At 38.1% G+C, this 12833-nt stretch carries 12 protein-coding genes; 7 read left to right on the forward strand and 5 right to left on the reverse strand.

The annotated features are described in order from the left end of the window. The first annotated feature begins 14 nt into the window (after positions 1 to 14). The 3 genes from ACQ7EO_RS07520 (at position 15) to ACQ7EO_RS07530 (ending at position 3551) form a co-directional block, all read left to right on the forward strand. Positions 15 to 821, forward strand: a complete 807-nt coding sequence (locus ACQ7EO_RS07520; RefSeq protein ID WP_034611783.1) for a DUF817 family protein — start codon at positions 15 to 17, stop codon at positions 819 to 821. A gap of 143 nt (positions 822 to 964) precedes the next feature. Then, the gene (locus ACQ7EO_RS07525; protein WP_004822723.1) at positions 965 to 1435 is read left to right on the forward strand and encodes a DUF3015 family protein; all 471 of its coding nucleotides are present in this window, start codon (positions 965 to 967) and stop codon (positions 1433 to 1435) included. Between the two features lie 169 nt (positions 1436 to 1604). Next, complete coding sequence (locus ACQ7EO_RS07530; RefSeq protein WP_434279287.1) at positions 1605 to 3551, forward strand: Lnb N-terminal periplasmic domain-containing protein; 1947 nt, start codon at positions 1605 to 1607, stop codon at positions 3549 to 3551. Positions 3552 to 3625: 74 nt separating this feature from the next. Here the strand turns inward: ACQ7EO_RS07530 and ACQ7EO_RS07535 are convergent, their stop codons facing one another. Beyond that, entirely contained in the window at positions 3626 to 4459 is an 834-nt protein-coding gene (locus tag ACQ7EO_RS07535) for a helix-turn-helix domain-containing protein (protein WP_419286516.1), read from the reverse strand. A gap of 308 nt (positions 4460 to 4767) precedes the next feature. On the opposite strand from ACQ7EO_RS07535, the gene eat reads away from it, so the two are divergent. The 4 genes from eat to ACQ7EO_RS07555 all read left to right on the forward strand — a co-directional run bounded on the left by eat (position 4768) and on the right by ACQ7EO_RS07555 (position 9755). Next, positions 4768 to 6198, forward strand: coding sequence for an ethanolamine permease (gene eat, locus ACQ7EO_RS07540; protein WP_004822717.1), 1431 nt, complete (start codon positions 4768 to 4770; stop codon positions 6196 to 6198). 2 nt (positions 6199 to 6200) lie between these two features. Beyond that, entirely contained in the window at positions 6201 to 7583 is a 1383-nt protein-coding gene (locus ACQ7EO_RS07545) for an ethanolamine ammonia-lyase subunit EutB (RefSeq protein ID WP_004724618.1), read from the forward strand. Between the two features lie 15 nt (positions 7584 to 7598). After that, positions 7599 to 8414 (forward strand): ethanolamine ammonia-lyase subunit EutC, encoded by an 816-nt coding sequence (gene eutC / locus ACQ7EO_RS07550; protein ID WP_434279289.1) that lies wholly within the window; start codon positions 7599 to 7601, stop codon positions 8412 to 8414. A 471-nt stretch (positions 8415 to 8885) separates the two neighbouring features. Then, positions 8886 to 9755 carry a metal-dependent hydrolase gene (locus tag ACQ7EO_RS07555; protein ID WP_434279290.1) on the forward strand — a complete coding sequence of 290 codons (870 nt, stop codon included), beginning with the start codon at positions 8886 to 8888 and terminating at the stop codon, positions 9753 to 9755. Between the two features lie 170 nt (positions 9756 to 9925). Here ACQ7EO_RS07555 and ACQ7EO_RS07560 read toward each other — a convergent pair whose 3' ends face one another. From ACQ7EO_RS07560 to ACQ7EO_RS07575, 4 genes are all read right to left on the reverse strand, one after another. Beyond that, positions 9926 to 10672: a hypothetical protein gene (locus ACQ7EO_RS07560; protein ID WP_434279291.1), complete on the reverse strand. Its 747-nt coding sequence runs from the start codon at positions 10670 to 10672 to the stop codon at positions 9926 to 9928. 158 nt (positions 10673 to 10830) lie between these two features. Further along, positions 10831 to 11190, reverse strand: a complete 360-nt coding sequence (locus tag ACQ7EO_RS07565) for a cupin domain-containing protein (RefSeq protein WP_434279293.1) — start codon at positions 11188 to 11190, stop codon at positions 10831 to 10833. A gap of 76 nt (positions 11191 to 11266) precedes the next feature. Next, on the reverse strand, positions 11267 to 11815 hold the full coding sequence (gene folE, locus ACQ7EO_RS07570; RefSeq protein ID WP_171064926.1) for a GTP cyclohydrolase I FolE: 549 nt from the start codon (positions 11813 to 11815) through the stop codon (positions 11267 to 11269). Positions 11816 to 11941: 126 nt separating this feature from the next. Then, the gene (locus tag ACQ7EO_RS07575) at positions 11942 to 12643 is read right to left on the reverse strand and encodes a Smr/MutS family protein (protein ID WP_314338082.1); all 702 of its coding nucleotides are present in this window, start codon (positions 12641 to 12643) and stop codon (positions 11942 to 11944) included. Between the last annotated feature and the right edge of the window lie 190 nt (positions 12644 to 12833).

The following is a 12833-nucleotide window of genomic DNA, read 5'->3' on the forward strand; positions in this document are numbered from 1 at the left end:
TTGTAAATGCATTTATGATCTATTTTAAATCATTATATGAATTTCTATTTAAGGCAGCATCGGCTGCCTTATTTGGTATTTTATTGCTGATTGCATTTGTCATTACGGCAAAGATGGGTAGCCATGAATTTTATGGTTTGTTTCGTTATGACTGCTTATTGTTTTATGCGTTGATCATTCAAGCCTGCTTATTGTATTTAAGACTAGAATCCTGGGCAGAAGCGAAAGTTATTGCTTTATTTCATATCATGGCCATGGGGATGGAAATATTTTTAACACACCCGCAAATTGCCTCTTGGCAATATCCGCAACCTGCCGTTTTTAAGCTTTTGACCGTGCCTTTATTTGCAGGATTTATGTATTCGGCAGTCGGTAGTTTTTTTGCACGTTCACTGCGTTTGTATCAGGTTTCATTTTTAAATTTGCCCAGTTTTGCCAATATGTTGAGTCTGGCACTATTGTCATATATCAATTTTATGAGCAAATTCTTTATTCCAGATTTTCGAAATGTACTGTTCATTTGGAGTGTAGTGATTTTTTGGAAAACAAAAATTCGTTTTAAACTACAACAGCATGAATTTCAGCTTCCGATGTTACCTGTATTGGTTGTTTTGGCATTTATAATTTGGGTTGCTGAAAATATTAGTACTTTTAATAAAATTTGGTTGTATCCGAGTCAAGTAGATGCATGGCATATGGTGGGATGGGGTAAGCTAGGCTCGTGGTATTTACTGTTACTTTTAAGTCTGGTTTTGGTGCTTAAGATTCTTGGAGATCGTAATAAAAAGGGTGAATGGTCACTAAAAAAGTACAATAAATAATTTCGTAATTGTCACATTTAGATTTGCATATCTGAATTTATGTGATAAATCTAAATAGGTGTAATCAAACTTACACATAATGGAAAATAACAATTTACATATGTTGAATTAAAACAATGCATATGAAAATTCTGGAGAATTATATGTTAAAAAAAATCGCTTTGGCTGCTGTATTGGCTGCGGGTTCAAGTGTTGCTATGGCTGATCCAGATGTGGGTTGTGGTGTAGGTTCACAAGTTTGGGCTGGTCAATCTGGAAAAGTACCGAAAATTTTAGCGGCGACCACCAATGGTCTTTTTACTAACCAATTATTAGGTATTACGTTTGGTACTTTAGGTTGTAATGGCAATGGTAAAGTGACTGCGCAAGTTGTGACCTTTACCAATGAAAACTCAGAAGCACTTGCACGTGATATGGCTGTAGGTCAAGGTGAAAGCCTAAACGTACTTGCTTCATTGTTAAATGTTAAAGATGCAGATAAAGCACGTTTCAATGCTGTAGCGAAGTCAAACTTTGCAAGTATTTATTCAGCAGAAAATCAAAATTCTCTACAAGTATTAGCGTCACTTCAACAAGTGATGGCAAAAGACGAAGTGTTAAAAGCTTACGTTTAATTGCATCAAAAACCCTGCCTTGTTGCAGGGTTTTTTTATTTAAATTTTATCAAATATACATTATTGAGAAATGAATCGAACAGGAGTAAACATTGAGCGAACTCTTGTATTGAACCAACATTTCTTAATTGCGCAGTTTTATAATATATCTATATAAATTGATGATTGAATGAAATATTTAGCACTTAGTTTAAGCTTACTCAGTTCATTGTTTACCGTTCATTTACATGCGGAATCCGCTTTAGAGAATCAGCATGCATTAGAAAATGCGTTAAAACTGGCACAACAAAAACAATTAGCCAGTCATATCACCTGGAAACGTTTACTTTATGCAGAAGATGCCTCTGCTAAAGACTTAAATCACCATAACACTAGTCATAAAAGCACAAATCAAAGCGAAGTTAGTTATTCAGGTTATTTTTTTGCTCAAGATGGTCGCCAGAACATCCAAAATGAAATGAATGCAGATATCACTGCACTGTTTCAAGCCGCGGCTGCCAATCAATCCATTCGTTGTAAATTTCCTGCACGTAGCCAATGGTTGATACAACAACTAAATATTTCACAACAACAATTACCTGTTGTGTCCTGTCCTGAGTTTGATCAATGGTATGCACAAATCAAACCCTACCAAGTGACCTTGATTTATGCGACTGATTTTATGGGTAATCCAAGCTCAATGTTTGGACATACCTTGCTTCGTCTTGATCCTAAAGATCAAAAGCAGCTCAACTTAGTCTCTTATGCTGTGAATTATGCAGCCACAGTAAACAGCGATGACAATTGGTCTTATGCATGGAAAGGATTGGTTGGGAAATATCCTGGCGAATATTCTTTAATGCCTTATTATCGCAAAGTGAAAGAATATGGTGATTTTGAAAGCCGTGATCTTTGGGAATATGAACTCAATTTAAATCCTGAAGAAACTGCATTTTTGGTAAAACATATTTGGGAAATGCAAAAGGTCAGTTTTCCTTATTATTTTGTCAGTGATAATTGTGCCTATCGTTTATTGGGGTTGATTGATTTAGTCCGTCCAAGCTCGAATTTACGCAAGCAATTTACATATGCAGCGATCCCGATTGAAACCATTAAAGCCGTAGAGCAACAGGGATTAGTAAGAGAAGCGGTATATCGTCCAGCGTTAGAAACACAATTAAACTCACAGGCCAAACAACATGGTCATGCATTGGCAAAAAAAGCCCATGCAATTGCGGTATTAGAACCACAACAGATGCAAGCAGCTATCGCTGATTATGATGATCAAGATCGCGCAAAAATATTAGAAATGGCCTATGACGATTTATATTTACAATTCGTTGCTCGTCAGGTCGATGCAAGCTTTACTCAACCGCGTTTTAGACAACTGCTAGGCTTACGTAGTCAAATCACCATAGAGAAACAACGTTTAGCACCTGTGCGTCCCAAAGTTGATCCAGTCAATGGACATGATTCACGTAAGTGGTCCGTGGAAGCAGGTGAGGTTCAGGGTGAAAAATTTGTACAAATTGGTCATCGTCAGGCCTATCACGAACTAAAAGATCCGCAGGGTGGCTTTCGTACAGGCACGCAATTGTTGTTTTTGGATGGTGCTGCGCAATGGCGAGATGATCGACTTAAACTGGAACATCTCGACTTATTAACAGTAAACTCTTATAACCCCATTACCCCGTTTAAAATGCCAATAACCTGGGGTTTTACTTTAGGCTGGCAGCAAGAAGCCATTCAAAATGGACAATTTAGTGATCAGCAACAACATGGCGTAGTCAGTGCAAAAGCCCAATCTGGTTATACCCTTGCAGATGATGATCGTAAGCATCTTTGTTATGCAGAGTTACAAACACAGCTTCAAGCAGGTACATCATTGGATAAAGGTTGGCGCGTTGGACTGGGACCAACATTAGGCTGTCAAAATATATGGTCAGATCGTTTAAACACTATTGTTCAAGTTGAATTACCCTATTGGCAAGATTCAAGTGAGTGGAATTTACGTATCCAGAGTACACTGCAATATTCGCTCAATCGTCAAAATTCATTAAACGTCAATTGGGAGTACCAACAACAAAACCAACTCGATTGGCAAAAAATTGGTTTAGGCTTTGTACATTATTTTTAAAGCTAGATCTGGTAAATCGGATCTTGAGAATGAGACTTTGAGATAGGTATTAATCGATCGCAAGCCAAGGATGTTTATACAAGTAGATTATTGATCCTCATACTTAGAATCTGTTGCCAATTGTTTAGAAAAGGGCTTTTGGTTTTTATAAAGAAATGACCTTGGTACAGTTGTTTGACTGTATCAAGATAACCCGCATCGACAGCATCTTCCAACTCTTTAAAATCCGCATGAATTTCTGCCTGTATTTGATAGGTTCTTGCACAGATTAATTCGCCCACCTTATTTTTTAAATAAGAAATCTCAGATTTAAGCGTATTTAAACTGATCTGTTCATCGCCATAGAGATAAATATGTAGCTGTTCTAGGGTTAAGCCCAAAGGATTTAGAATCAAAATACAGATGATTTCAAACTGCCGTGGCGTTAAAAGGATCGACTGATCATTGATCATTATTTTCTGTGGTACTGAAAATGCATGGATAGTTAAACGATTAAAGGGCTGTGTATACAATTTTTGTGCAATGATCTCGGCGCATTGTGTAACGGCCAAATGTCCAAAAATATTTGCTTGATTTAAGCTGTGAAATAAAACCACTTCACCACATGCTTCCCCTGATGTTAAATCAAGAATAGGCGCACTATAAATATAGTGATCTGGCTTTGTTTCTAAATTTTGATCTTGCTGGAATTCTGCGAATGGATCTGTATTGGCTGAACACCACAGTAGATTTTTTTGCAGATCTCTAATTTGTATAACAACAGCAGCGAGCAGCGCTGTGTTGAGTAAATCCTGCTGACATTGAATCAGTGCCAATTGTAAAGCTTGCTGGGAACGTGAGTTTGCTTGAGTAGGGGGCAAATTTTCATTTTTGATTATTGGCTTTTTAGCATGTGGTTTTGAGTCCATCGCATAATCCATTTATGCATATATACTAAATAATATCTTAAATTAAATAAACAAATAACAAAGTAAATAAAATATATAAATTTCATTATTTTTCTTTTAATTATTCAATTTTCAATAACTTTTTCCGATTCTCTAGTTTGGTGCTATTCAACTTTTCTCCTACCTTTGTTTGATAGATTCATTTAAAAGCAGTTTTAACAACTGACAAGACGTTATGTTCATGGGATTGAACAAAAAACATTGACGTCATCCAAGGAAAGGCACTTTTTTTGCTTATACAAAAGAAGGCAAATTAAAAAGGAACGATGATGGACGCTCGAAATGAACAATCAACTATCGTAAAAACAGAAGATTCCAAAGAATATTTTGCTCAACGAGAATTAAAAAAGGGTGCTGTTGGCTGGTTACTCTTGGTCGGTTTAGGGGTTGCCTATGTGATTTCAGGTGACTTTGCTGGTTGGAACTTTGGTATCGCTCAAGGCGGTTGGGGCGGTATGTTTGTCGCAGTGATTTTTGCTGCGATTATGTATCTATGTATATGCCTCTCAATGTCAGAAATGTCGACCATGCTCCCTACAGCAGGTGGTGGATACAGTTTTGCCCGTATGGCTTTTGGACCATTTGGCGGTTATTTAACAGGAACAGCGATTCTGATCGAATACGCTATCGCTCCAGCAGCAATCGCGACCTTTATTGGTGCATATTGTGAATCCTTATTTGGAGTTGGCGGATGGTTAATTTATTTAATCTGTTATTTGGTTTTTATGGGGATTCATTTAAAAGGTGCAGGTGAAGCACTTAAAATCATGTTTGTGATTACTGCGATCGCAGTGGTTGCAGTGGTGGTGTTCCTTGTTGCGATGATTCCTCATTTTAACAGTGCCAATCTATTCGATATTGCAGTTGATTCATCTAAAGCCGGTGCGAGTAGCTTTTTACCCCAAGGTTATTTAGGGATCTGGGCAGCAGTTCCGTATGCAATCTGGTTTTTCCTTGCTGTAGAAGGCGTTCCTTTAGCTGCTGAAGAGGCCAAAAATCCAGCACAATCATTACCACGCGGTTTGATTGGTGCAATGTTGATCTTGGCTGCTTTTGCCATCTTGATTTTAATATTGAGTGCAGGTGCAGCAGGTGCAAGTGTACTTAAAGATTCAGGTGCCCCTTTGGTGGATGCGCTGGTTAAAGTATATGGGCACGGCATGTTGGCGAACTTTGTAAATTTTGTTGGCTTGGCTGGTTTAATCGCGAGCTTCTTCTCGATTATCTATGCCTATTCGCGGCAAATTTTTGCACTTTCTCGTGCGGGTTATTTACCGACGTCTTTATCATTGACCAACAAAAATAAATCGCCATATTTAGCCGTGATTATTCCGGGGATTATTGGCTTCTTATTGTCATTGACCAAACAAGGGGATTTACTGATTTTGATTGCGGTATTTGGTGCGACGATTTCTTATGTTTTAATGATGATGGCACATATCAAATTACGTATTTCACAACCTGATGTATATCGTCCATATCGAACACCCGGTGGTATTTTTACTTCCAGTATTGCGTTGATCTTATCAATTGTCGCCGTGGTTGCGGGTTTCCTTGTTGATCCTAAAGTCTGGTTTATCGCTTTGGGTATCTATGTGGTCTTCATTGTTTATTTTCTTGTTTATAGTCGTCATCATCTGATTTCAGGCACACCAGAAGAAGAATTTGCCAGCATTAAGGCAGCAGAACAGGAATTATAATTATGAGTTATCGTTATAGCGTTGCTCAGCAACAATATATTTTCCAAGATTTAAAGACCTTAATGGCTAAGGCAACCCCATTACGTTCTGGTGATGAGTTGGCCGGTGTTGCAGCCAGTAATGCAACGGAACGTGTGGCAGCACAGATGGCTTTGGCAGAAGTCCCATTAAAAACTTTTTTAAATGAAACAGTCATCGACTATGACAAAGATGATATTACGCGTTTAATTATTGATGAACATCGTGCTGATTTATTTGCGCCAATTGCGCACTTTACTGTAGGTGATTTTCGAAATTGGTTGCTGAGTGAAGATGCAACTTCTGAAAAATTGGCCAATTTAGCCAAGGGTTTAACGCCAGAGATGGTTGCTGCTGTGAGTAAAATTATGCGTAATCAGGATTTAATTCTGGTTGCAAGTAAATGTGAAGTGGTGACACAATTTCGCAATACGATTGGTTTAAAAGGTCATTTATCAACCCGCTTACAACCGAATCATCCAACCGATGATGTATTGGGTATTTCGGCCAGCTTATTGGATGGCTTGATGTATGGTAATGGTGATGCTGTGATTGGGATTAATCCAGCCACAGACAACTTACATAATTTGTCGGAATTGTTAAAGTTACTTGACCATATTATCCAAGAATATGAAATTCCCACGCAATCTTGTGTGTTAACCCATATCAGTTCTGGGATTCAACTTGCAGAACGTAATATTCCAATTGATTTAATGTTCCAATCCATTGCGGGTACGCAATTGGCCAATGAAGGCTTTGGTGTTACCTTGGATTTACTTCAGGAAGGATATGAGGCGACTTTAGCACTCAACCGAGGAACAATTGGTCAAAATGTCATGTATTTTGAGACTGGACAGGGCAGTGCTTTATCCAGTAATGCGCATCATGGTGTGGACCAGCAAACTATTGAAGCACGCGCTTATGCAGTGGCACGTAAATATAATCCATTACTGGTCAATACTGTGGTTGGGTTTATCGGTCCAGAGTATTTGTATGACGGGAAGCAGATTATTCGTGCAGGGTTAGAAGATCATTTCTGTGGCAAATTACTCGGTGTACCTATGGGTTGTGATATTTGCTATACCAACCATGCCGACGCAGATCAAAATGATATGGATGTGTTACTCACGCTATTTGGTGCTGCGGGAATTAACTTTATCATGGGAATTCCAGGTTCGGATGATGTGATGTTGAATTATCAAACCACATCTTTCCATGATGCCTTATATTTACGTCAGTTAATGGGATTAAAACCGGCCCCTGAGTTTTCGGCTTGGTTAGATCAGCAAGGAATTTTGCACCAAGAACAACGGCAAATTCATTGGCCAAGCAGTATGCCAAAAAACTTTGCTAAATTATTATCATAAAAAGGAGAGTAAACCATGAAGCTCTCAAAACTTGAAACTTTTCCAAATGGTTTTCATGAAGATCCTTGGCATAAGTTAAAACAATATACTGATGCCCGAATTGCGATGGGAAGAGTAGGATGTAGCATTCCAACTCAAGAACTGCTTAAGTTTCAACTCTCGCATGCACAGGCCAAAGATGCTGTTTTTCACCAATTAGATACTGAAAATATGCAAGCTCGGCTTAGAGATTTAAAATTTGAAAGTCTCATTGTGGAAAGTAAAGCAACCGACAAAGAAGTATATTTAAAGCGTCCTGATTTGGGCCGTGAGTTATCGGAGCAGGCTCAAACTCAACTCACGAATTATGTGCAACAGCACCCACAGCAATATAATGTATGTATCGTGGTTGGTGATGGCTTATCTGCACGTGCAATCGAAGAGAATGCCATTGCCTATATCGATTCCTTACGTGAACATATTGATGCTGAGGGCTGGAAACTGGCGCCAATTGTACTTGCTACAGGGAGTCGTGTGGCATTAGGCGATGAAGTGGCACAAAGTTTTAATGCACCCTTATTGATTATGTTGATTGGCGAACGGCCTGGTCTAAGCTCACCTGACAGTATGGGGGTGTATTACACTTGGAAAGCGCGAAAAGGCAGTATGGATTCAAGCCGGAACTGTATTTCCAATGTACGACCTGCAGGGCTGAGTATTCAAATTGCCACACAACGTTTAATGGCGTTGATGCGAAATTCATTTAAATTACAACTTTCAGGGGTCGATTTAAAAGATGACCACGTTGTTCCATTACAAAGCGATGAGCATCCTAAAAAATTATTATTCTAACGGCTAAATTTTTATATCTTGAACAAAGCAGTGCCTTGATGTTTAAGGCACTGCTTTGTAAATACTAGAGTATTTGTTCAAGCTTAAGTGTTGTGAAAACCTTTAAGTTTAAAAAATAAATCAAAAAACTAAGTGTACTTCTCTGAAATATCTTACATTTAATTTCTGTTATGACTCGGCATTTTTTATTGAATATGCTTGATGCGGCATTTCAGCAAAGTCTATTTTGAACTGAAAAAGACATTTGGACGATCCACTTTTTACACAGTTTAGATCATGCTGTTGATGGTATCGCAAACATATATCGACATACTTCGAGAGACTTATTCAATCAAAATATCATGAAATAGAGATGCAATGACATGTAAATGAGTCGAAATGACCTATGGAATTATACCCAGTTAAGTAAAATTCTAATAAGCGCACCAGCTAAATTAAAAAAATGATAATCAGCCAGAGGCAGGATCAACCATGGGCATTTTAAAAAAATTTATTAAATCGAGTGTGTATCATGAGCCATTACCTATTCGCCGTGATGTCAGATTTAATTTACCTGCGGATCGAATCGCAGATTGGCATACCGCCGCAGGTCCAATTTTTACCGCATTGCTAAATACGTTTTCTATTGTCTTGCCTATTGGTGAACGCTTCTTTATTGATGCAGTAAGGGCACATCGTGATTTAGTCCAAGACCCAGAATTACAAAAAGCGGTGACGGCTTTTATTGGTCAAGAAGCAATGCATGGACGTGAGCATGAAGAATATAACCAAGCCTTATTTGCACGCTCACCGATTGCACCAAAATTTGAAGCATTGGTTTTAGAGATTTTTGGTCTGCTTAAACAGCATTTACCTGCATATTTTTGGCTCAGTGGAACAATTGCATTAGAACATTTTACCGCTTTATTGGCAGATTCTGTATTACGGACACCTGAATTATTTGAAGGGGCTGAAGAACATTATGCCAATATCTGGCGTTGGCATGCTTTTGAAGAAACAGAACATAAAGCTGTGGCTTTTGATGTATGGAATACCGCAATGGGGCATGGTCCTTATGCCTATGCTGTTCGTAGTTTTGGATTGGTGGTCGCAACGATTGTGTTCTGGGGCTTAGTGATCCCTGTATTCTTGACCATTGTTAAAGGAGAAGGCAAGTTAAGCGATTTATCCAGCTGGAAAAAGACCTATCATTATACCTTTGGCGGCATTGGTGTATTGAGAAAGCAATTGGGAAATTATATCGATTATTTCCGTCCAAACTTCCATCCGTGGGACCATGAGAATCATCAATACATGCAACAAATGGAACAATTGATTTATCAATTGGCTGAAAAAAAATAATCAAATATCATATTTAAAGGATTGGCTGTGTGTTTGTGATTTATCGCACAGCACATGATTTTGAACAGCTTATCGAGCAGTTCATCATGGTGATTTGCTCGACTAGCTTTAAATCTGTATGAATTAAAAAAAACTTGAGAAAAATGATTCAGCTCAATCATTGATACAAACTATTTAAAAAATTTGCCTGCTTGAGAAAGGATCTTTTTGCCTTTTTGAGTGACTTCTAATGTGACATCTGGTGTTTCACTTGCACCTAAAACATTACGATAAACTACATATTGATATGTACCACTGTTAAAAATGTAGTGGTGATTGCCGCCTGAACCATCCATTTCAACACGACCTTGATTTAAAATCAGATCAGGTTTTGTCGCTTGCGACTGTTTTGTTCCCCAAGATGCATAACGGTATTTACCATTGGGCATAGCATCTATACGCACTTGAAATTTGGCGGTTTTAAACTGTAATTCAGGTGTTTTAAAATTTTTAAGTGATGAATGTAATTGAATTTTCTGTTGTGAAATCAATTGCGCTTTATATTTTTGTTCAGCATCACTACTGTAGTTGATGGCTTTAATTTTATGACCATCTAACCATAGTGTGCCACCATTGAGCATCACACCACGCCAACCCATACTTTCCCATTGTGATGGTTTTGAGTTGGCGATCTCTTGAATAAGTTGAGTATCAAACACTTGGTTAAAGCGTTGTTTCATCTGGGTTGCATTGGCAATACTTGGGATGGGTTCTTCACGATGTAAGGGGTAGGTAATGTTGTTTGAAATCGCGGTGATATTTTTATTTTTAAATAATTTAATGACACTTTGCACATCTTTTAATTCGTTGGCATTTAGATTGTCGGCAAAGGCGCTAGTGGCAGTTAACGCTGAAATCAAGATCAATAAATTTTTCATTTAAAATAATGGTATAAGGCTGAGATAATTTAAATCATATAGTTTTAAGTGGACAGTAAGTGAGTGTTTTACAAATATAAGCTATAAGAAAGCAAAAAATATAAAAAAGCTTATATTTGAACGCGCTGATCATCAAAAAAGTCACAAGTTTTAGTGGCTTAAACTTCAACCACAACAAAATATTTTTTAACTGCTTCAAGCACTTCAAATGTACCGATAAATGAAGGTGGGATAATTCCTGCTTCACCAGTTTTAATTTCTACAAATGATGATGTGTTTTTATCATGCAAACGTACAGAACCTTCAATCACCTGAAAAAATTCTTGTTTATTGTCTGCAAATTGAATATCCCATGCACCGACCTCGCATTGGCAAATACCACAATTCATATTGGGATGTTCATACAAACTTTGTGTAAGTCGTTTGGGATTTCCTTTAACCAATCGTTCTGCACGAGGATAATCGATAGTGGTTTCACTGTGCGTTAAACCATGACCTGCCAACCAAATTAAAGACATTGTAAAACCCTATCGTAAAATAAAGCCTCAATAAAATGAGGCTTTGATATTTATATTGCTTGCTGAATGATTAGTCTTAATGTGCTTCAGGCACGGCAGATAAAAACTCACGACGTGCTTCTTTATCTGTTTTAAAATCACCGACAAATGACACGGTACGTGTGGTCGATTCTTGTTTGCTGACACCACGCATCATCATACACATGTGCGCTGAATCAATGACCACCGCAACACCACGTGCTTGAGTAACTTCAGCCACTGCATCTGCAATTTGCTTTGTCAACTGTTCTTGAATCTGTAAACGGCGAGCAAACATTTCTGTGATACGGGCAAATTTAGACAGTCCTAAAACATTGCCAGAAGGGAGATAGGCAATATGTACACGACCATGAAAAGGCAATAAATGATGCTCACATAACGAATAAAATTCGATATTCTTTACCAAGACCATTTCATCATTATCAGAAGGGAAGACCGCATTATTGGTCACTTCTTCCAACGTTTTGCTATAGCCAGACGTCAAGTACGAAAAAGCTTTAGCCGCACGCATAGGCGTATCTTTCAGACCAGGACGGTCTAAGTCCTCGCCAACGGCAGTTAAAATATTCGCGTAGGATTGCTGCATAGACATAAAACGTGTTCACTTATACGGTTTGAACAAGGACGGCATTGTATCAGAAAAATGAATAATATTTTCTAATTACAAGATAAACCGACACTTAAGAGAGTTTTGATCATTTAAAACAAATGATCATGGATTTCCATTTGATTTTGGATTTCTTTCAGCACGTTTCAGTAAAACCAAAACTGCGCCTGTGCCACCTTGTTTTTCAGGAGCACTGACAAAAGCTAAAACATCACGATGTTGACGAAGCCAGCCGTTCACATAAGTTTTCAGTATGGCTTCTGGACCTTTGCCATGGACAATTTTAATGACATTTTGGTTTTCATCTTTTGCCATTTGAATGATTTGCAATACAGCAGAGCGTGCTTCTTCAACAGTACAACCATGTAAATCAACAGCTTCAAACCAGCGTAGATTACCAGCTTTTAAGTCTTCAAAAACTTTATGTTGTAGTGTTGCGATGCGATAGCTTAAAGCCGCCTGACTTGCAACAGGATTTAAAATCGCTTGTGTATCTGACAATTCTGCATCATTAATTTCAAATGCACCTTCAGCCGCTGCGCGTTTGGCAAGGGTTTTTGCATCTGGTTTTTTTCGCAAATCACTACGCTCGATTTTGGCAATATTGCCGTTATCGAGTTTGGTTACACCGCCAAGTGCGGTTTTAAACAAATCAGCATCATCTAACTCTTCAGGTGCTGTTACTTGTGCATTCTTACTTTCAGGTTGCACTGCAACTTTTGAAGCATGAGGAGAAGTGATTTGTTTTTTGAATTGTTTTAATAAATCAAGCTGTGATTTAGAGAATGTGGAATCAGATTTACTCATAATTGCAAAAAACAGTAAATGGACGGTATTAGGCGCTCAGTATAGTCTGAATCTTGTCAAATTTGAACTGAATTGAATTCACACCGTTATATCTGCGTTGATCGTGACTTGAATGTTGGGAGTTGAAAAATTTATAGGGGTGATTGGAGAAATATGAAAACAGGGTGAGCGAACTCACCCTTTGACTTTT

Source organism: Acinetobacter sp. CE-15 (assembly GCF_051059255.1).
In the GTDB taxonomy this organism is placed as follows: domain Bacteria; phylum Pseudomonadota; class Gammaproteobacteria; order Pseudomonadales; family Moraxellaceae; genus Acinetobacter; species Acinetobacter guillouiae.

Coding starts and splice junctions, on each gene's coding strand:
- ACQ7EO_RS07520 (WP_034611783.1), top strand. CDS start 15: ATGATCTATTTTAAATCATTATATGAATTTCTATTTAAGGCAGCATCG.
- ACQ7EO_RS07525 (WP_004822723.1), top strand. CDS start 965: ATGTTAAAAAAAATCGCTTTGGCTGCTGTATTGGCTGCGGGTTCAAGT.
- ACQ7EO_RS07530 (WP_434279287.1), top strand. CDS start 1,605: ATGAAATATTTAGCACTTAGTTTAAGCTTACTCAGTTCATTGTTTACC.
- ACQ7EO_RS07535 (WP_419286516.1), bottom strand. CDS start 4,459: ATGGACTCAAAACCACATGCTAAAAAGCCAATAATCAAAAATGAAAAT.
- eat (WP_004822717.1), top strand. CDS start 4,768: ATGGACGCTCGAAATGAACAATCAACTATCGTAAAAACAGAAGATTCC.
- ACQ7EO_RS07545 (WP_004724618.1), top strand. CDS start 6,201: ATGAGTTATCGTTATAGCGTTGCTCAGCAACAATATATTTTCCAAGAT.
- eutC (WP_434279289.1), top strand. CDS start 7,599: ATGAAGCTCTCAAAACTTGAAACTTTTCCAAATGGTTTTCATGAAGAT.
- ACQ7EO_RS07555 (WP_434279290.1), top strand. CDS start 8,886: ATGGGCATTTTAAAAAAATTTATTAAATCGAGTGTGTATCATGAGCCA.
- ACQ7EO_RS07560 (WP_434279291.1), bottom strand. CDS start 10,672: ATGAAAAATTTATTGATCTTGATTTCAGCGTTAACTGCCACTAGCGCC.
- ACQ7EO_RS07565 (WP_434279293.1), bottom strand. CDS start 11,190: ATGTCTTTAATTTGGTTGGCAGGTCATGGTTTAACGCACAGTGAAACC.
- folE (WP_171064926.1), bottom strand. CDS start 11,815: ATGCAGCAATCCTACGCGAATATTTTAACTGCCGTTGGCGAGGACTTA.
- ACQ7EO_RS07575 (WP_314338082.1), bottom strand. CDS start 12,643: ATGAGTAAATCTGATTCCACATTCTCTAAATCACAGCTTGATTTATTA.